The sequence below is a fragment of the Saccharospirillum mangrovi genome (assembly GCF_003367315.1).
Lineage (GTDB): Bacteria > Pseudomonadota > Gammaproteobacteria > Pseudomonadales > Natronospirillaceae > Saccharospirillum > Saccharospirillum mangrovi.
On record NZ_CP031415.1, the window covers coordinates 14,655 to 28,674 of the forward strand.

Annotated in this window: 15 protein-coding genes; 10 read left to right on the plus strand and 5 right to left on the minus strand. The window is 55.3% G+C overall.

From position 1 onward, the window contains the following. The first annotated feature begins 20 nt into the window (after window positions 1-20). Together purE and DW349_RS00075 are read left to right on the plus strand one after the other, a co-directional pair. Window positions 21-485, plus strand: coding sequence for a 5-(carboxyamino)imidazole ribonucleotide mutase (purE, locus tag DW349_RS00070; RefSeq protein ID WP_108126636.1), 465 nt, complete (start codon window positions 21-23; stop codon window positions 483-485). Further along, window positions 486-1,580, plus strand: coding sequence for a 5-(carboxyamino)imidazole ribonucleotide synthase (locus DW349_RS00075; protein ID WP_108126610.1), 1,095 nt, complete (start codon window positions 486-488; stop codon window positions 1,578-1,580). Here DW349_RS00075 and DW349_RS00080 read toward each other — a convergent pair. Together DW349_RS00080 and DW349_RS00085 are read right to left on the minus strand one after the other, a co-directional pair. After that, a complete protein-coding gene (locus tag DW349_RS00080) occupies window positions 1,573-2,169 on the minus strand; it encodes a hypothetical protein (RefSeq protein WP_157954419.1) in 597 nt (198 codons plus the stop codon). The genes DW349_RS00075 and DW349_RS00080 overlap by 8 nt on opposite strands. Before the next feature lie 128 nt (window positions 2,170-2,297). Continuing rightward, window positions 2,298-3,572 carry an MATE family efflux transporter gene (locus DW349_RS00085; RefSeq protein ID WP_157954420.1) on the minus strand — a complete coding sequence of 425 codons (1,275 nt, stop codon included), beginning with the start codon at window positions 3,570-3,572 and terminating at the stop codon, window positions 2,298-2,300. Between the two features lie 372 nt (window positions 3,573-3,944). On the opposite strand from DW349_RS00085, the gene coxB reads away from it, so the two are divergent. From coxB to DW349_RS00100, 3 genes are all read left to right on the plus strand, one after another. After that, the gene (gene coxB / locus DW349_RS00090; RefSeq protein ID WP_108126613.1) at window positions 3,945-5,084 is read left to right on the plus strand and encodes a cytochrome c oxidase subunit II; all 1,140 of its coding nucleotides are present in this window, start codon (window positions 3,945-3,947) and stop codon (window positions 5,082-5,084) included. Between the two features lie 11 nt (window positions 5,085-5,095). Next, window positions 5,096-6,682 (plus strand): cytochrome c oxidase subunit I, encoded by a 1,587-nt coding sequence (gene ctaD, locus DW349_RS00095; RefSeq protein WP_108126614.1) that lies wholly within the window; start codon window positions 5,096-5,098, stop codon window positions 6,680-6,682. Between the two features lie 80 nt (window positions 6,683-6,762). After that, window positions 6,763-7,659: a cytochrome c oxidase subunit 3 gene (locus DW349_RS00100; protein ID WP_108126615.1), complete on the plus strand. Its 897-nt coding sequence runs from the start codon at window positions 6,763-6,765 to the stop codon at window positions 7,657-7,659. A gap of 36 nt (window positions 7,660-7,695) precedes the next feature. Here DW349_RS00100 and DW349_RS00105 read toward each other — a convergent pair whose 3' ends face one another. Then, complete coding sequence (locus tag DW349_RS00105; protein ID WP_198650552.1) at window positions 7,696-7,920, minus strand: DUF2909 family protein; 225 nt, start codon at window positions 7,918-7,920, stop codon at window positions 7,696-7,698. Between the two features lie 30 nt (window positions 7,921-7,950). Between DW349_RS00105 and DW349_RS00110 the strand changes: the two genes are divergently transcribed. Genes DW349_RS00110 through DW349_RS00130 form a run of 5 tightly spaced genes read left to right on the plus strand, consistent with a single transcriptional unit; the run spans window position 7,951 to window position 11,825 of the window. Beyond that, window positions 7,951-8,670 (plus strand): SURF1 family protein, encoded by a 720-nt coding sequence (locus DW349_RS00110; RefSeq protein ID WP_108126616.1) that lies wholly within the window; start codon window positions 7,951-7,953, stop codon window positions 8,668-8,670. After that, the gene (locus DW349_RS00115) at window positions 8,667-9,245 is read left to right on the plus strand and encodes a hypothetical protein (RefSeq protein ID WP_108126617.1); all 579 of its coding nucleotides are present in this window, start codon (window positions 8,667-8,669) and stop codon (window positions 9,243-9,245) included. Before DW349_RS00110 ends, DW349_RS00115 begins: the two co-directional genes overlap by 4 nt. A 9-nt stretch (window positions 9,246-9,254) precedes the next feature. Beyond that, window positions 9,255-10,271: a COX15/CtaA family protein gene (locus tag DW349_RS00120; RefSeq protein ID WP_108126618.1), complete on the plus strand. Its 1,017-nt coding sequence runs from the start codon at window positions 9,255-9,257 to the stop codon at window positions 10,269-10,271. Continuing rightward, window positions 10,264-11,160, plus strand: coding sequence for a heme o synthase (gene cyoE / locus DW349_RS00125; RefSeq protein ID WP_108126619.1), 897 nt, complete (start codon window positions 10,264-10,266; stop codon window positions 11,158-11,160). Before DW349_RS00120 ends, cyoE begins: the two co-directional genes overlap by 8 nt. Continuing rightward, window positions 11,157-11,825, plus strand: coding sequence for an SCO family protein (locus DW349_RS00130; RefSeq protein ID WP_108126620.1), 669 nt, complete (start codon window positions 11,157-11,159; stop codon window positions 11,823-11,825). The genes cyoE and DW349_RS00130 overlap by 4 nt, the downstream gene beginning before the upstream one ends. 10 nt (window positions 11,826-11,835) lie before the next feature. Here the strand turns inward: DW349_RS00130 and DW349_RS00135 are convergent, their stop codons facing one another. Continuing rightward, window positions 11,836-13,038 (minus strand): DUF418 domain-containing protein, encoded by a 1,203-nt coding sequence (locus DW349_RS00135; RefSeq protein WP_108126621.1) that lies wholly within the window; start codon window positions 13,036-13,038, stop codon window positions 11,836-11,838. 3 nt (window positions 13,039-13,041) lie between these two features. Further along, window positions 13,042-13,896, minus strand: coding sequence for a cobalamin-binding protein (locus DW349_RS00140; protein WP_108126622.1), 855 nt, complete (start codon window positions 13,894-13,896; stop codon window positions 13,042-13,044). Window positions 13,897-14,020 lie beyond the last annotated feature (124 nt).

The window sequence follows — 14,020 nt, forward strand, 5'->3', positions numbered from 1 at the left end:
CGATCAAAGTTGGCATCATCATGGGCTCACAATCCGATTGGAGCACCATGAGTCACAGTGCCGATACGCTGACTGACCTGGGCATCGCCTTTGAGAGTCGCGTGGTGTCGGCGCATCGCACCCCGGATCTGTTGTTCGAATACGCCGCAACGGCATTTGATCGGGGATTGGAAGTCATCATCGCAGGTGCCGGTGGCGCGGCACATTTGCCGGGCATGTGTGCGGCTAAAACGCATCTGCCAGTGTTGGGTGTGCCGGTTCAGAGCAGCATGCTGTCGGGTGTGGATTCCTTATTGTCGATTGTGCAAATGCCCGCCGGTGTGCCGACCGCGACGCTGGCCATCGGCAAGGCGGGTGCCATTAACGCAGCGTTGCTGGCGGCCAGTATTCTGAGCAATCACGATGCTGTCGTTCGGCAAGCGCTGCTCGATTTTCGCCAACGCCAGACCGAACAGGTATTGGCCCGTCCGATTCCGGGGGCCTGAATGCGCGTTGGTGTGATTGGCGGCGGCCAATTGGGTCGCATGATGGCGCAAGCGGGCTTGCCGTTGGACATTCAACTGAGTTTTCTGGACCCGTCGGCGGAAGCCTGCGCGGCGCAATTCGGTACGCTGGTTCAGGGCGCCTATGACGACGCAGACGCAATCGACCAACTGGTAGCCAACGTCGAACGCGTGACTTTCGAGTTTGAAAGCGTGCCGCCGGAAACCGTTGCTCAAATTGCCCAGCAATTACCGGTGTATCCGTCGGCTCAGGCGTTGGCGACGGCGCGCGACCGTTGGTTGGAAAAAAGCCTGTTTCAGCAATTGGGTATTGAGACGGCGCCGATTGCCGACATCGCCAGCCAAGCTGATTTAGAAGCGGCGGTCGAACGCATCGACCTGCCGGCGGTACTCAAAACCCGAACGCTGGGTTATGACGGCAAAGGTCAGAAAGTTTTGCGCGGTCAGGCCGATGTGACGGGAGCCTTTGGCGAACTCGGCGCCGTGCCGATGATTCTTGAGGGCTTTGTCGCCTTCGATTACGAGGTGTCGTGCATCGGTGTGCGGTCGGCGTCGGGAGAGTTGGCGTTCTACCCGTTGGTACGCAACGAACATCGCCAAGGCATGTTGTACCGATCAGAACCCTTGGCGGAGCACCCTTTGCAGGCGACCGCAGAAACCGCCGTCGGTCAGGTGATGGCCGCTTTGGGTTATGTGGGTGTGTTGGCGTTTGAGTTTTTTGTGGTGGGCGATCGATTGCTCGCCAATGAAATTGCGCCGCGCGTTCATAATTCCGGGCACTGGACGATCGAAGGCAGTGAGTGCAGCCAGTTTGAAAATCATCTGAGAGCGGTTGCCGATCTGCCGTTGGGGTCCACTGAAACCCGAGGCTGCGTTGCCCTCTACAATCTGATTGGTGAAATGCCGGAGCGCGCTCAGGTATTGTCCATTCCGGGCGCGCACTGGCATGACTACGGCAAATCACCGCGTCGCGGTCGGAAAATCGGCCACATCACCTTGACGGCAACAACGGCCGATCAACTTCAACAACGCTGCGCTCAGCTCGAACCTTTGTTGCGCAACGCGCTGCCTAACTGAGCGACAGCTTCAGGCCGTGTTCTCGAATCAGACACGGCCAGTGCGATGCACCGCTGACCGAGATGGGTGCTTCGGCGTCTATTTTCGGCAGATGATCGACAATTTCCTGAGCGGTTAAATCCAGGCGCGTGGCGTAGCTGTCACCAATCAGCGCATGGATCAATAGATTCGCCAGCGTGGTGTCCCAACTGAGCATGGGCTGACCCTGGTGCATCAACAGTTGGTCGTGCAGTTCTTCGACGAGTCGATGGCCGAAATAGAGTTTGTCCAAGACTCCCACCAGCCCGTAATCAAACCGAGCCGGTTCAATGGCGGCTATGAATTGATCGAGAATGGCGAGTAGCTGTTGGCTGGCTGCGCCGCATCGCAACGTATGACAGGCCTGATCCAGCTCAACCAGCAAAACCGGAAGCAAACGAGCGTAGTCGGTTAAAAAGGCAGATAGCCGTTGTTCAAGTCGGCCATCGTCCACGCTCAGTAATTGCGGGTGTTTGCGCTGAAAGGTCGCAATAAATCGCGACAGATTCTGTGCGCCGTCAGGCGCATTCATCGCTTGTTGTAATGCCCTGCTGATACGGCTAGACGGCATGGTCGCTGACTCTTCAATGGAAGCGCTGTCGATTACGGACGCAGTGCTGAAGTCACGCACTTCGAACCCGACATGAGTATTGAACGGCAAAGCAGCGGTCTCGGTTCAGTGATGCGAATAAGTGTAGTTTAAGGTGCCGATTTTGCCTGACGAATTTGTGGTCTGAATCGCCACCAAAAGATGTTCAGCATCCAGATGGACCGACCAACGAAGAGCAATGAAAAACTAAACCACAGCCAGTGATTGCCAGCGGGTAATGCAAGACTGGCGATCAGGAAAAGCGAGAAACCAAACACCACGCCGTTGCGCATCTGTTGGGTTAGACGGGCGCCGATGAAGACACCGTCCAACCAAAACGCCAAACCCCCGGTCAGTGGCAGTGCGACGATCCATGGAAGATAGGTCCGGGCCAGATGCTCCAGCTCAGGTTGGCCGGTCAGCAGATCGATAATCAACCCTCCAGCAATGGCAAAGCTCAGCGACAAAGCCACCATTAATACCAAGGCGGCGAAACCGGTTGTCCACAACACAGTGCGCAGCTGTTCATTGTGACCACGGCCGATGGCCAAACCGACTTGGGCTTCTGAGGCGGCGGCACTGCCATCGAGGGTATTGGAAATCAGCGTCAAGAAGGTCAGCAGGATGGCATTGGCTGCCAGCATGTCGTTGCCAAACTGAGCACCCAGTCGATTGAACCAGGCGAAACCGCTGAGCAATAAAAAGGTGCGGATAAACAAACTCGCGCTGACACTGAAAATGGCACCGTAAGCCCGGATGCGCGTTAACAGATTCCGATCGAGCCCAGGGTCGAGCCGGTGCAGCGTACGTTTCAGGGTCAACAGCACCAACGCCAGTGCCAGGTATTCGCTGGCGACCGTGCCCAAGGCAATGCCGGCGGTGGTCAAACCGAAGCCATAAACCAACACCACATCAAGCATCAGATTGACGGTCTGGGCGAGTGACACGGTATATAGACTGATGCGGGTGTTTTGCAGTCCGGTAAAAAAGCCGAGCAGCATGGTATTGAAAATTTGTGCCGGCACGCCCCAGACACGAATGCTTAAATACAGCTGGGCTTCGGCTGTCGCTTCGGAAGAAGCCTGCATAAACCCTAGCCCGCCTTGAATCAACCAGGGATGGACCATCAGCACCAGGCTGACCAATGCCATAGCCACCAGGCTGTATTGCGCCAATAAGGTGCGCAATTTGCCGGCGTCGCGAGCGCCATAAGCTTGCGAGGTAAAACCCGACAAGCCCATCGACAAAAAATTAAATCCCCAAAAAACAAACGCCATCAGGCTCGAACCCAGCGCCACGCCAGCCAGGTATACGCTGTCGTCGAGATGACCCAACACGGCCGTGTCGACCAACCCCAATAACGGCATAGAAATGTTGGCTAACATCACCGGCCACATCAGTGACCAGGTACGTCGCCAGGCAGCAGCAGGAATCCGATTCATGGCAGGGAAGTAAAAAAATGAACCCGGGATGATCCGACTAACGCCTTGTTTTTACAAATGAAATACGATTTCTAACGAGCGTTAGGATTGACCCTAATCTCAGCGGATGCTTGGGTTTTAAAAAAATCCGTGTTTATACTGACTTCGACCGTTTCTGAATCTGGGTAACCGGGATAGCGCCCAAATGACGACTGTGTTTTTCGGCTGTGTAACCACGTTACAACGGCCAAAAACGGCTAGTGTCGACGTTCGGGTTCGGAACATGAAAGCTTCACTCGGTAACGCCCAATTACAATAACAAGGCAGAGGTGAAGGATGCAGAGAAGGCTGCTTCGTGCAGGCGCCATTTTGGCTGCGCTGCTGGTGGGGTCTGCGGCCCAAGCTGACTGGGAATTCAACATGCCCAAGGGCGTGACGGATATCAGTCAGGAAGTTTATGGCCTGCACATGCTGATTTTCTGGGTGTGCGTCATTATTGGCATCGCCGTGTTCGGGGTGATGTTCTATGCGATGTTCAAACATCGCAAATCCAAAGGCGCCGTTTCCGCTAATTTTCATGAAAGTACCAAGGTCGAACTGGCCTGGACGCTGATTCCGGCGGTGGTTATTTTCGCCGTCGGCGTGAAAGCCACCTTTACCCTGGCGGACATGTACAACGTCGACAACGCCGACATGACGGTGGAAGTCACTGGCTATCAATGGCGTTGGCGTTACCGCTACATCAATGAAGCCGATCCCGACGCCGAAGTGGATTACTTCTCCAGCCTTGCGACCTCTCGCGACGAAATCAACAACCGTCTGGCTAAAAACGAAAACTATCTGTTGGAAGTGGACCAGCCACTGGTGCTGCCAGTGGGGCAGAAAGTGCGCTTTATTTTGACCGCGTCCGACGTAATTCATTCCTGGTGGGTACCGGATCTGGCCGTTAAGAAAGACGCCATTCCCGGCATGGCGAATGAGGCCTGGACCATCATCAATGAACCCGGCACCTACCGCGGTCAATGCACTGAATTGTGCGGTCGCGACCATGGTTTTATGCCAATCGTTGTGGAAGCCGTGACCCAAGCTGAATTCGATGAATGGCTGGCCGGCAAGCAAGAAGAAGCCCGACAGGTTGCCGAACTGACTAACCAGGAATGGACGGTGGAACAGTTGGTTGAACGCGGTCGTGGTGTTTATCAATCCGCCTGTGCAGCGTGTCACCAACCTAATGGCAGTGGTATTCCTGGAACCTTCCCAGCATTGACCGGCAGCCCCATCGCCACTGGCGATATTCAGGAGCACATCAATGTCGTATTTCACGGTCGGCCCGGTACAGCGATGCAGGCCTTTGGCAATCAGTTGAGTCCTGTTGACCTTGCAGCTGTGGTGACCTTCGAACGTAATGCCTTGGGTAACAGCGTTGGCGACATGGTCGAACCCATCGACATTCTCAATCTCAGCGCCGGCGAATAAGGAGCAGTGACATGACCACTACCACACACGATCACGATCATGATCACGCCCACCACGGGCCCGCCAAAGGCATAACCCGTTGGCTCTACACCACCAACCACAAAGACATCGGCACCATGTATTTGTGGTTCAGTTTTGCCATGTTCATTCTGGGCGGGTCGTTCGCCATGGTGATCCGGGCTGAATTGTTCCAGCCGGGCTTGCAGTTGGTGCAACCGGAATTCTTCAATCAGATGACCACGATGCACGGCTTGATCATGGTCTTTGGTGCTGTTATGCCAGCGTTCGTTGGGCTGGCGAACTGGATGATTCCGTTGATGGTAGGCGCGCCGGACATGGCGTTGCCGCGCATGAATAACCTGAGTTTCTGGATTCTGCCGTTCGCCTTTGCCATGTTGGCGTCCACCCTCTTTATGGACGGTGGTGCGCCTAACTTTGGCTGGACGTTCTATGCGCCGTTGTCGACGACGTACGCACCCGACAGCGTAACCTTCTTCATTTTTGCCATTCACATCATGGGCGCTTCGTCGATCATGGGGGCGATCAACATCATCGCCACCATCCTCAACATGCGTGCGCCGGGCATGACTTTGATGAAGATGCCGCTGTTTGTCTGGACCTGGCTGATTACCGCCTATTTGCTGATTGCGGTGATGCCGGTGCTGGCGGGCGTGGTGACGATGATGCTGATGGACATCCACTTCGGTACAGCCTTCTTTAATGCCGCCGGTGGTGGTTCGCCCGTCTTGTTCCAGCACGTGTTCTGGTTCTTTGGACACCCTGAGGTGTACATCATGATTCTGCCGGCGTTTGGCATCGTGTCTGCCATCATTCCGGCTTTTGCCCGCAAACAGCTGTTTGGTTATTCGTCCATGGTGTACGCCACGGCGTCGATTGCCTTCCTCAGTTTTATCGTCTGGGCGCACCACATGTTCACCGTTGGTATTCCCTTCCTGGGTGAAGCCTTCTTTATGTGGTCCACCATGTTGATCGCCATACCCACCGGCGTGAAAGTCTTCAACTGGGTCAGCACCATGTTTCGTGGTTCGATGACATTCGAAACGCCAATGCTGTTTGCCGTGTGCTTTGTCGTGCTGTTCACCATCGGTGGTTTTTCGGGGTTGATGTTGGCGGTTGCGCCAGCGGACTTCCAATACCACGACACCTACTTTGTGGTGGCGCATTTTCACTATGTACTGGTTCCGGGCGCGGTCTTTTCCATTATGGCCGCGGTGTACTACTGGCTGCCCAAGTGGAGTGGCCGGATGTACAACGAAACCTTGGGCAAGGTGCATTTCTGGCTCAGCTTTATCGGCGTGAACGTCTTGTTTTTCCCGCAGCATTTTCTCGGTCTGGCGGGAATGCCACGACGCATTCCGGACTACGCCCTTCAGTTTGCCGACTTCAATATGATCTCGAGCATGGGCGGCTTTTTGTTCGGCACCAGCCAGTTGCTGTTCCTGTACATCGTCATCAATACGGTCGTTGCTGGTAAACCGGCACCCGCTAAACCGTGGGAAGGCGCTGAAGGATTGGAATGGACGGTGGCATCACCAGCGCCGTACCACACCTTTGCGACGCCGCCGAAAATCAATTGATTGGGTTTGACCGCTTCGGCGGTCAAGGCATCAGCCGGGTCGATAGCCGGCCCGGCAAATAAGAATAAATGGAGATTGTTATGTCCAGCACTGCCAATCATGACCATTACTACGTGCCAGCGCAGAGTCGACTGCCGGTGTGGATGGCCTTTGCCATGTTCCTGACGGTATTTGGCGCCGGCAGCATGTTGCGTGATCGGGCCATCGAAGCGGAATCATCCAACGCGCATTGGTTTTTCATCGCCGGGTTCGCTGTCATAGCGTTCGTTCTGTACAACTGGTTCAGTGAAGTTATTCGGGAAAACCACGCCGGCTTGAACAGCCCGCAACTCAAGCAGTCTTATGTTTGGGGAATGGGTTGGTTTATTTTTTCCGAAGTGATGTTTTTCGCCGCCTTCTTTGGCGCGCTTTTCTACGTTCGTAATCTGGTTGGCCCATGGCTCGGTGGTGAAGGCTCCAAAGGCGTTTCAAATTATCTCTATCCCGGCTTTGAATTCAGTTGGCCGTTGCTCAGTAATCCAAACAACACGCTGTTCCATGCACCTGAAGAAGTCATTCACGCCTTTGGTCTGCCGCTGGTGAATACCATCATTCTGGTTGCTTCCAGCGTTACCTTGACCATTGGCCATCACGCACTGCGTGCAGAACATCGTAAAGCACTCATGTTCTGGTTGGGCATTACCATTCTGCTCGGTATCAGCTTTTTGGTGTTGCAGGCTGAGGAATACATGGAAGCCTATACCCATTTGGGTTTAACGCTTCATAGTGGCATCTACGGTTCGACCTTCTTTATGTTGACCGGATTTCACGGCGCACACGTCACTATCGGAACCTTGATGTTGATCGTGCAATTTCTGCGGGTGTTGCGCGGGCACTTTAAACCGGACGATCACTTTGGCTTTGAAGCGGCCGCCTGGTATTGGCACTTTGTGGATGTGGTTTGGTTGTGTCTCTTCGTGCTGGTGTATTGGATCTGAATATAAAAAGGGCGGCTAAGGCCGCCTTTTTTAACCTCAGTATTGTCCGACCCAGGGTGCCTGTTGCGACAGCTCACCCGTCACGAAACCGATCACCAGTACGACAATAATTAAGACGGCCAGACTGACGCGAATGGTCAGTAAGGTCAGCAGCCGTTTGGATTCCGATTGATCTCTGAATAAGGACGTCAGAGCACCGCTCAGGGAAACCAGCATGGCGATGATCAGCAGTATGAGAATGACTTTTAACAGTAACGCCATGAAACAGACTCTCTTTGTCAGTTGCGCAGAATGGTGAGCATTCGCCCGGGGTGGCCGTTGACCATTTTTGTAGCGATTTTTTTTCCGGTCTTTGTCGGCCTGGGCATTTGGCAGCTTAACAGAGCCAACGAGAAAGCTCAGCTTGAGGCACAGATTCAGGCTGGTCGCGAAGTCAGATTGTTGGCGCCAGCAGAAACGCCGGTGCTTTATCAGCACTATCAAGTGAGCGGGCGGCTGGATAATCGACACCTGTGGTTGCTGGACAACCGGACACACCAGGGTCGTGCCGGCTACGAAGTCTGGTTGCCGTTGGTGACCGATTCCGGATGGTATTTGGTGTCGGCCGGTTGGGTCGCGGGAAGCTCCGATCGACACCAACTGCCAGACGTTGTATTGCCCAATGACTATCGCCCCTGGCTGGCTCAGACCCGGCCATTGAGTCGGACGATTACTCTGGACCAGGCCGAACAGAATTCTCACTGGCCACAACGAATACAAACCCTGGATCCCGATCTCATGGCCGCGCAATTGGATCGGTCAAAACCGCTGGGCCTGTTGCAATTGACCGAGGGCCAGCCAGGCGTTGGACCGATTATCTGGACCCCCACGGTGATGACCGCGCAACGCCATCGAGGTTATGCCGTGCAATGGTTTGGCATGGCCGTTGCGCTGGTGTTGATGTACGTCTATGCGGGTTATCGATTCGCCCAGCCAACCCAAACAAACAGCCATAAGGAAGACTCTGAATGAGCAAAGCGAGCGGATCGAATCTGAATTACAGTCGCCTGCAGTTGCTGATTATTTTGCTGACGCCACTGCTGGTTATGGCAGCGGCAACCGGCTTGTATTACTCCGGTTGGCTGGTGCCGGTTGAGCGGGTTAATAAAGGTGTGTTGCTGGACCCGGTTCTGCAGTTGTCGGATTTTGGTCTGGAGGCTGCGGACGTTAATCCAGAACACCAATGGTTGATGATTCAGACATCGGCGCGCTGTAACGCTCAGTGCCTGGACCGCGTTCATACTCAACGTCAGATTCATGTTTCGTTGGGCAAAGACGAACCACGCATGAAACGGTTGTTGTTGACTGAATCTCAAGGGTTGGACGCGTTGGAACATGACTTCCCTGGCTTAACCGTTGTGACACAACAACGCAGTCAATACAGCGCAGAATTGCTCAGTCGAATTCCGGCAAATTTCGCTGAGCAAGATTTTATTTTTGTCGTCGACCCGCTGGGGAATATTCCGCTCTACTTCACACCGGCAAACGACTACAAAGATCAACTGGCCGATCTGGAAACCTTGCTGGATCTGTCGACCATTGGTTAGGAGTTGAACATGCTGTCATCCAGAAACGCCAAGCCAGGTTTTCGGTTGGCCGCTTTCGCGACCTGTTTTGCCATGGCGGTAGTTGTGCTTGGTGCGTTTACCCGTTTGGTCGATGCCGGCCTGGGTTGCCCGGACTGGCCCACCTGCTATGGGCACGTTTGGGCGCCGCAAAGCGACGCCGAAGTCGATGCTGCCAATCTTGCCTATCCGGACATGCCGGTGAATCTGGAAAAGACCTGGCCGGAAATGGTGCATCGTTATCTGGCTTCGACACTGGGTTTGCTCATCATCGGCCTGGCTGTGGTGTCTTTCCGCAATCGACGTTTCCCGGGGCAGCCATTCAAGCTGCCGTTATTGCTCTTGGCGTTGGTGATTCTGCAAGGCGCCTTTGGTGCCTGGACCGTTACGCTGAAGCTCTGGCCGCAAGTGGTGACCGCTCATTTGCTGGGCGGATTTTTAACCTTTTCGTTGCTCTGGCTGTTGACGTTACGGCTCGGTGGGTCGCAACCCATTCAGCTGTTTTCGCTGCAACAGCGGGCGCTGCCGCGCGGTTTGGCGGCGTTGGCTTTGATGGTGGTGGTGGTGCAGATATTTCTGGGTGGTTGGGTAACGTCAAATTACGCCGCCCTGGCCTGCCCCGATTTCCCGCTGTGTCAGTCGCAATTGTTGCCACAGACTGACTTTGTTGCCGGGTTTGATCTGGCGCATCCGATTGGGCCGAACTACCTCGGCGGGCATTTGGATATACCGGCACGCACGGCTATTCATCTGGCGCATCGACTGGGTGCTCTGCTTACGTTGACGGTGGTTATCTGGCTGGCTGTGCGCTTGTTCAAAGCCCGGTTTGCACCGATGGCCGTGGCAGTGTTGTTGGTACTAATAGTTCAGGTCAGTCTGGGCATCAGCAATGTGGTATTCGGTTTGCCATTGTGGATTGCCGTGCTGCATAACCTCTTTGGTGCGTTATTGCTGGCGTCGCTGGTGGCGGTTAATTACGAGCTTTATCGGGAGGCGAATCATGTCTAAGTCCATCGCGGTTGGGAAAGTGGCGTTGTGGCGCGACTTTCTGGAAATGACCAAACCCAAGGTGGTGCTGCTGATGTTGATCACAGCCTGGGTTGGTATGGCACTCGCGCCCAAAGGCGACCACGCGGCCATCGGGATGTTGGTTGGTACTCTGGGTATTGCTGCCCTGGCGGCGGCAGGTGCGGCCTTTAATCATTTGCTCGATCGCCAGCTCGATCAACGCATGGCGCGCACTCACCGTCGTCCGGTGGCGACCGGTCGGGTGTCGTTGCAGCAAGGGTTTATGTTCGCCGCCAGTTTGACGGTGGGTGGCTTTGTTGTGCTGTACGCCTGGGTTAATGCGTTAACCGCCTGGCTGACTTTAGCGTCGATGGTTGGTTACGCCGTGGTGTACACGGTCTTTCTGAAGCGGGCCACGCCGCAGAACATTGTTATCGGTGGTTTGGCCGGGGCTATGCCTCCTTTGTTGGGCTGGACCAGTGTGTCTGGTCAGGTGGATTCATTGCCGCTGTTGCTGGTGCTGATTATCTTCGCCTGGACTCCCCCGCATTTCTGGGCACTGGCGATTCATCGGCTCAAAGATTATCAAAACGCGGATGTGCCCATGATGCCGGTCACCCACGGCGTCGCCTATACCAAGATCAATGTCTGGTTGTATTCCTGGCTGTTGCTGGCGATATCAATGCTGCCATTCGCAACACTGAAAGCCGGGCCGGTATATGCGGTCTGCGCCTTTGTATTGGGTGCCCGATACTTGCAATGGAACTGGTGGCTGCTGGCGGATCGGCGTCCGGACGCTGCCTGGGGCTCCTTCCGTTTCTCGATCACTTATCTGCTGTTACTCTTTGTCGCTCTTTTGTTGGATTACAGTTTAAGAGTCTGGTTATGACATCGAGTAATTCCGGCGGCGCGCCACAGCAGCGCCGCAATGTTCTGCTGACAGCCGGTGTGCTGTTTGCCGTCGTTATCGCGATTTTTGTGGGTGCAATAGTTCGGACCATAACAGCAAAACCCGATTTGACCGCCGCGCTTGAAGCACAAAATGCGCTCTATTTCGAAGACCCGCGTCCGGTACCGGCGGTCGAACTGACCGATCACAACGGCAATCTCGTCAATACGGCCCAACTGGACGATGGACATTGGCGACTGATTAATTTCGGCTACACCTTCTGCCCGGATATCTGCCCCACCAACATGGCTGATCTGGCCAACGCCTATCGCGGCCTGACCGAAGACGGTTTGAGCGACCGTCTGGATGTCTGGATGATTACCGTCGATCCAGCGCGCGACAGCGTAGAACAGTTGGCGCAATACGTGCCCTTTTTCCATCCTGATTTCACTGGCCTGACTGGCGATGAAAACAACGCCATTCAACCGTTGGCGCGTCAGCTCAATACGGTGTTCTATCCGGAAGGCGAAGGTGATGTTTATACCGTGGCGCACAGCGATAATCTGGCGGTGTTGAACCCGCAGGGTGACTATGTGGCGTTGATCCGGCCGCCGCACAGCCCGGATCAGTATCGACAGGCCATGCGTTTATTGATGCAGAATTGAACGTCTGACGTCAGCGTCTGATAGCCGGGGCCTGTCTCCGGCTTAGCCAGCGCCATAACCACTCCATTGGCCCCAATCGAAAATACCGCAACCACAGCGCAGTGAAGGCAGCGTTAACCAGCCAGATGCCAATTGTTACCAAAAACAATTGCCCGAACGATAGTCGCTCAAACCAGCCCAACCCAAAACCGTAGAACAGACTTGTCGCTATCAGGCTTTGCAAAAGGTAGTTGCTCAAAGCCAAGCGTCCGATCGCCGCCAGACCCCGTCCCAACAAAAACGTCGGCCAACGCTGCCAGCACAGAATCGCGAGGCAGATGGTACTCAGCGTCAGACAGGCCGCCCCGAGATAACTCAAAACACCCCGCCCCAGCACCAGCGTTTCCGGATCGAACTGATGAAAGCTTTGGTAACTGTAACTCGTGGCTTTAAAAGCCAGGCCGGCCAATACACTCAGCAGCAAACACCGCCAGTAAGCAGCACGCGGCCATTGGCCGGCGGCAAACCCCAGACGGAACAGCGCCATACCGAGCAACATCCAGCCGCCGACAAACCAAAAGGTGCCGAAGGGAATACCGACCAAGTGCATTTCCAGCGTGCGGCTGAAGCGCCAGCTTTGGTTCTGCCACCAGGCGCCGCGCAGTGCGTCGATTTCCAGAGTAAAGGCGTTCGGGTCGGCGGCGTAAACGGCGCTGCGTACGTCGGCAGGAATCAAAACAATTTCCAACAAACTCAGCGCGGGAATCACCGCCAGAAACGCCAAACCGATTTGCCATTGCCGACGTCGCGACCAGTGCACGCTGGGCGCCAGTATCCAGGCGGCCAAGGCGTAAGGCACCAGAATGTCGCCAGTCCAGATCAGATAAGCGTGGATCAGGCCGATCAGCAAAAGCCCAATACTGCGTCGCCGCTGTTGAACAACCGGATCGTGGCCGGCCATTTGCGCGCGCTGCGCCGCCAACCAGATACCGATGCCGAACAAACAGGACAGCAAGCCGACAAACACCTGCTCCGCCAGGAAATAGCCGATGCCGTGCAGCAGACGATCCAATGTCGATAAGGGCTCGTGGATATTGGGCAACGAATAGGCGTCTTCCACTCGGCCAAACGCCTGAATGTTCATCACCAGAATGCCGAGAATCGCCAGGCCACGCAGGCTGTCGATAAAGACCAGTCGATCAGAGCCAGGCGTTTCGTTGCCAATTGAAGTCAATTACTAGTCTCCATACGCCGCGCGGATGCGGTCCAGATCGGCGCAGAGCTGCGTCGCGGCCGTCAACAGGCTGGGTGTTGGTCGATGCAGACGCTCGCTATCGGCCTGAATCAAGGCGTTGTGTTGCACGGCACGCAGTCGCGACCATTGCAGCCATTGGTCACCCTGGTCGGTCACGATGACATCCGGGTCGGCCGCCAGCACCGTCTCGATGCTGATTTGCGGCGAGATGACCGGCAGCTCCGCGAAGACGTTTCGCCCGCCACACAGCGCAATAACATCGCTGATGTAGGAATCACCATTCAGGGTGTAGATCGGCTGGTGCCATACCTCGTAAAAGACACTCAACTCGGAGCGCTCGGCAAACTGATCAGCCAAAGTGTGAATGCCGGTTTCGAAATCGTGCGCGGCCGCTTCGGCGGATTCGTTGTGTCCGGTCAATTGGCCGAAATCGCGCAGTGCGGTGGCAATGCTGTCGAAGCTTTGTGGATCGCTAAAAAACACCGGCATGCCGAGCGCCACCAAACGATCCACTTGGGCGCGGTTGGGTGCGTCGGGATAGGCGATGATCAGATCCGGTTGCAGCGTCAGAATGGCTTCGGTGTTAACGGTGTTGTAGTCGCCGACGCGGGTAATGGCTTTGGCGGCCTCCGGATAATCGGCAAAGCGGACGGTGGCGATTAAGGCGTCTTGCGCCTGGATGTAATACAGCAATTCGGTGGCGTGTGGCACAAGGCTGACAACACGTTGTGCCGGTTGAGTCAGCGTGACCGAACGGCCCAGATCGTCGGTTATCTGAACATCGGCCTGGGCATCCAAGACGACCAACGCGCACAGGCACAGCAGAAGCTTTTTCATAGCGGTCTTTTCTGAGGAATTGAACGGTAAGAAAGGTCAGCGCTCGATACTAGAAAATGCCCGGCTCGCCATCAAGCCGGCAAACTGGGCAGCTTGTCAGGCCTGTGTCATGATGCCGCAGCAG